The 4564-nt window shown below is 38.0% G+C and carries 2 protein-coding genes; both read left to right on the top strand.

What is annotated here, in order from left to right:
• On the top strand, positions 1-3073 hold a 3073-nt coding region (locus tag ON09_RS22780; protein ID WP_010603378.1), incomplete at its 5' end, for a SusC/RagA family TonB-linked outer membrane protein.
• A gap of 12 nt (positions 3074-3085) precedes the next feature.
• Positions 3086-4540, top strand: coding sequence for a RagB/SusD family nutrient uptake outer membrane protein (locus tag ON09_RS22775; RefSeq protein ID WP_010603377.1), 1455 nt, complete (start codon positions 3086-3088; stop codon positions 4538-4540).
• The last annotated feature ends 24 nt before the right edge of the window (positions 4541-4564 follow it).

Raw genomic sequence — 4564 nt, 5'->3', positions numbered from 1 at the left:
TGTTCGCTCAGCGAAAATTACTATAAATCTAAATAATGTTTCCCTTGAGCAAGCATTGACGGAGTTTTCAAAAAAAATTCCTTTGGATTTTAAAATTGTTGGAAATACCGTTTTAATCAAACGTCAGGAAGTTAGATTACCAGTGATAAGCCATGTCAATCTGGCGAGTACGATCAGCGGAAAAGTATTTGATGATAAAGGCATCTCTGTTCCTGGAGTAAATATTGTTTTAACCAGCAATGGGTTTAAACAAAATACCGTATCAAATTCTTCAGGAGAATACCAGTTTACCGTTCCTGCCGCGGGTACTTACACCCTTGAAGCGAGTTACATCGGATTTAACAAATATATTCAGAACGTTGTTGTTAAAAACAGCAATATTAACCAAAACATCACCTTAATTCCATCTTCCGAAGATTTATCAGAGGTAATGGTAGTGGCTTATGGTAAACAAACCAAAGCTTCATTTACAGGTTCAGCAAAAGAATTGAAAGGTCCTGTTATAAGTGGCAGCCCAAGAGCAAGTGTGCAGGAAAGTTTGCAAGGAAATGTGGCAGGATTAATTTCAAGCAATGGATCCGGACAACCAGGTGCGGTTCCTAATGTAAGAATTAGAGGTATTGGATCCGTTAACGCAGGTAGCGGACCGTTATACGTTGTAGATGGAATTCCTTTGAACGATAATCAAATTAGCGGCTTAAACAGTTATGATATTGAAAACTTAACGGTATTAAAAGATGCATCTGCGGCATCAATTTATGGATCAAGAGCTGCTAATGGCGTTATTTTAATTACCACCAAGAGTGGGGCGGCTGGTAAAACCGTAATTTCAGCTTCTGTTCAAAGTGGTGTAAATAATATTATCACCATTAAAGGTACTGAAGCTTTAAATACATCGGAGATGCTTGAGTTATTGAAAGAAGGTTGGGTAAACAAAGGTAACGATCCGGCTTTATTTGCACAGGAGATGGCTGCGAATAACGTTAATCCTAATGTAAACACAGATTGGTTTGATCTGCTAACCCGCACAGGTAATCATACCCAGGCAGATCTTTCTATTAGCGGTGGTACAGATAAAACTAAATTCTATATTTCTGGAAGTCATTATATTGCTAAAGCACCAGTACTAGGTAGTGATTTTACCAGAAGCACCGCAAATATGAGAATCAGTAATCAGGTTTCTGATAAGCTATCTGTTTCTGGCGGTTTGCAAATAAACAATCGCAACAACCATACCCAGGCAGATGGCAGCACCTTTGGTAACCCGGTTAGGATGTACTCGCAATACCAACCATGGTTAAGGGCTTACAACGATGATGGCACTTATGACTTTAGTTATTTTAACCGTTACAATCCAATGGCCCAGGTTTTAGAAAGTTATACCACCAGAAAAGCATATGCTTTAATTGGTAACTTCTTAGCCAAATATCAAATCACTAAAGATTTTTCGATTGAGAACCAATCAAACATTAATTTTCTTTACGGAGAAAATGTAGAATACAATAAATCAGGTGTAGGTACGTCGCGTACCGATGGAGGAAGAGCTACTTCAAGTACCGATCGTGTAATCAATTGGGTAAATACCTCGATATTAAGATATAACAAAACTTTTGGCGATTTTGGTTTAAAAACTTATGTTGGATATGAATCACAAAAAGTTACTGAAGTAGGAAACTATGTTCAAAAACGTAATTTCCTCCCAAACACTTACACTTTAGATAATGCATCCATTTTAGTTGATGGTGGATCAACAGGTACATCAAATGCCTTAAACTCAGTTTTCTTAAATGCTTCAACAGATTATAAATCTAAATATTATCTCAGTGCATCTTTCCGCCGTGATGGTTCGTCGAGATTTGGATCTGAGAAACGATACGGTAATTTTTGGTCGTTAGGGGTTTCATGGAACATTTTGAAAGAGAGCTTCATGGAGGATCAGCAGGTATTTTCAGACCTTCGTTTACGTTCGAGTTATGGAGTTAACGGAAACCAGGACATCGGCAATTTTGCTTCAAGAGCGTTATATGGCAGTACAAATTATGATAACTCACCTGGTTTGGTTTTCTCTAATTATGGAAACAACCTTTTAACCTGGGAAAAAAACAAGCCATTTAACATCGGCCTTGATTTTGGCGTATTAAAAAATCGTTTAACAGGAACATTCGAATACTATTCAAGAGCAACATCAGATTTGCTATTAAACCGTCCGATTTCTGCAACCAACGGCTTAACAAGCTTTACAGATAATGTTGGTGCAATCAAAAACAGTGGTTTAGAACTCGAATTAAACAGCGTGAACATTCAGCCAAAAAACAATGGATTTGGATGGACAACCAGCTTCAACATTTCAACCATCAAAAATGAAATTACATCGTTAACAAGCCCAATTGTATCGGGCAGTTACAACCGTTATGTAGGTGGCGATTTCTATCAACTATACCTTACTGGTTACGCAGGTGTTAACCCAGCAAACGGCGAAGCATTATGGTTTACCGATGAAACGCAGACACAAACCACTAATAATTATGGCTCGGCGAAACAATATAACCAAGGCAGTGCCCTTCCTGATTTTTTTGGTGGCTTAACCAATAGTTTTACCTACAAAGGCTTTTCGCTAAGCTTTCAGTTATACTTCAACTTCGGAAATAAAATTTATGATAATTATGGTACAAATGTAAATTCTGATGGCTCGTTAGGTTTCGGACCAACGAATAGAATCAGCCGTTATTCATACGACACCAGATGGCAGCAACCAGGTGATATCACTTTAACACCAAAAATGGTTTATTTAGGCACCCAATCTGGAACATCAAGCCAAAACTCATCTCGCTTTGTTTACAACGGAGATTATATCCGCTTACGTGATCTGACTTTAGGCTATGATTTGCCAGCACAGTGGGTTAAACATGTAAAGTTATCAAGTGCTAAAATTTACTTCAGGGCAAATAACTTATTTACATACATTAAAGATGACCGCATAACTTTTGACCCTGAGGTGGGCATCGACGGATTTGCGGACAAAAATATTCCTGTGTACAGAACTGCACTTTTAGGTCTTGATATTAAATTTTAATCTAGAATTACCATGAAAAAATTATATAACATATTTTATGCAACACTGATAGCACTCTTAATTACCTCTTGCGGTAAAGAGTTTCTAGAGATTGATCCTGAACAACAAGCGGCGGTAAATATGGTTGTAGTTGATTTACCAACAACCAAAGCTGCAGTAATGGGCACCTATTCCCTATTACAAAGTGCTGCTTACTATGGAAGAAGCGCTGTAATACTTCCTGATTTAATGGCAGATAACATGTATATCAGCAGAAGAAATTCCAGCAGATACACCAGTTACGATCAATACATTACCAATACGAATGATGGAACAGCATCCGGATCGTGGAATATCATGTACCGCACCATTGTGAATGCTAACGTAATTATCGCAAAGGGAGAGGTTTTAAGTGTTCCTCAATCCGAGCAGGCAGAGGTTAGTCATTTGGTTGGAGAAGCCTACACGTTAAGGGCATTGGCTCATTTTGACTTGTTAAGATTTTATGCCGCACCTTACAATTCTACGCCAAATGCATCTCACATCGGTGTACCGGTGCTCGCTAAAAGTGGCACAAGTAAGGAAGATATTGTTAATCCGAAAAGAAATACGGTTAAAGAAGGGTATGATCAAATTGTATCAGATTTGAAAAAAGCAATTTCTTTGATGCCTGCAACACCTGTAGGATTTACGGCATCTAACAAAGGTCACATCAGTCAGTTTGCTGCAAAAGCATTACTGGCAAGAGTTTATTTGTATATGGAAGACTGGGCAAATGCCGAAGCCATGGCAACTGATGTTATCAGCAGCAATAAATTCACTTTATTAAGCAATGCGAACTACGTTGGCGGCTCGACTAACTTCAGAATCCAGAATAATAGTGAAGCGATATTTGAAGTGGTATACAATGCAACAAATAATTTAGGAACAGATCGTTTAGCGGCATTTTTGTTTCAGGGATCGAGTTATGGTGATGGTTTAGCAACAGATGATTTGTATAACCTATACACGAATACTGATGTGCGTAAAGGCTTTATGACACGAGGAAGCAGAACAAGTGCTGAAAACCCGGCGAACGTGATTACAAAATACAATAACGTAACTACATTTGAGGAAGGTGTGAAAGTAATTCGTTTATCTGAATTATATTTAATTCGTGCTGAAGCGAGAGCCAAACAAATAGGAAAAGAAGCACTTGCCATAGCCGATTTAGATTTGATCGCTAAACGTGCCGACGCCTCGGCACCTACTACAACCGCTACGGGAGTCGCGTTGCAAAACTTAATTTTATTAGAAAATAGAAAGGAATTTGCTTTCGAAGGTCACCGTTTGTTTGATTTAACACGTAATAAATTGGCTTTTACAAAATATCGTACAGGTGGACTTACCATTGCAATACCAAATACTTCATTAAAAACTGTTTTACCAATTCCATTAGCGGAGATGAATGCCAACACTAATATGGAACAAAATGAAGGTTATAAATAGCCTTATCTCACAATAAAAAAAACG

The organism is Pedobacter agri PB92 (assembly GCF_000258495.1).
GTDB lineage: Bacteria > Bacteroidota > Bacteroidia > Sphingobacteriales > Sphingobacteriaceae > Pedobacter > Pedobacter agri.
This window is presented reverse-complemented; position numbering and strand designations above follow the sequence as displayed.

Excerpts from the sequence above, each read along its gene's own strand:
- ON09_RS22775 (WP_010603377.1), top strand. The coding sequence starts at position 3,086 with ATGAAAAAATTATATAACATATTTTATGCAACACTGATAGCACTCTTA.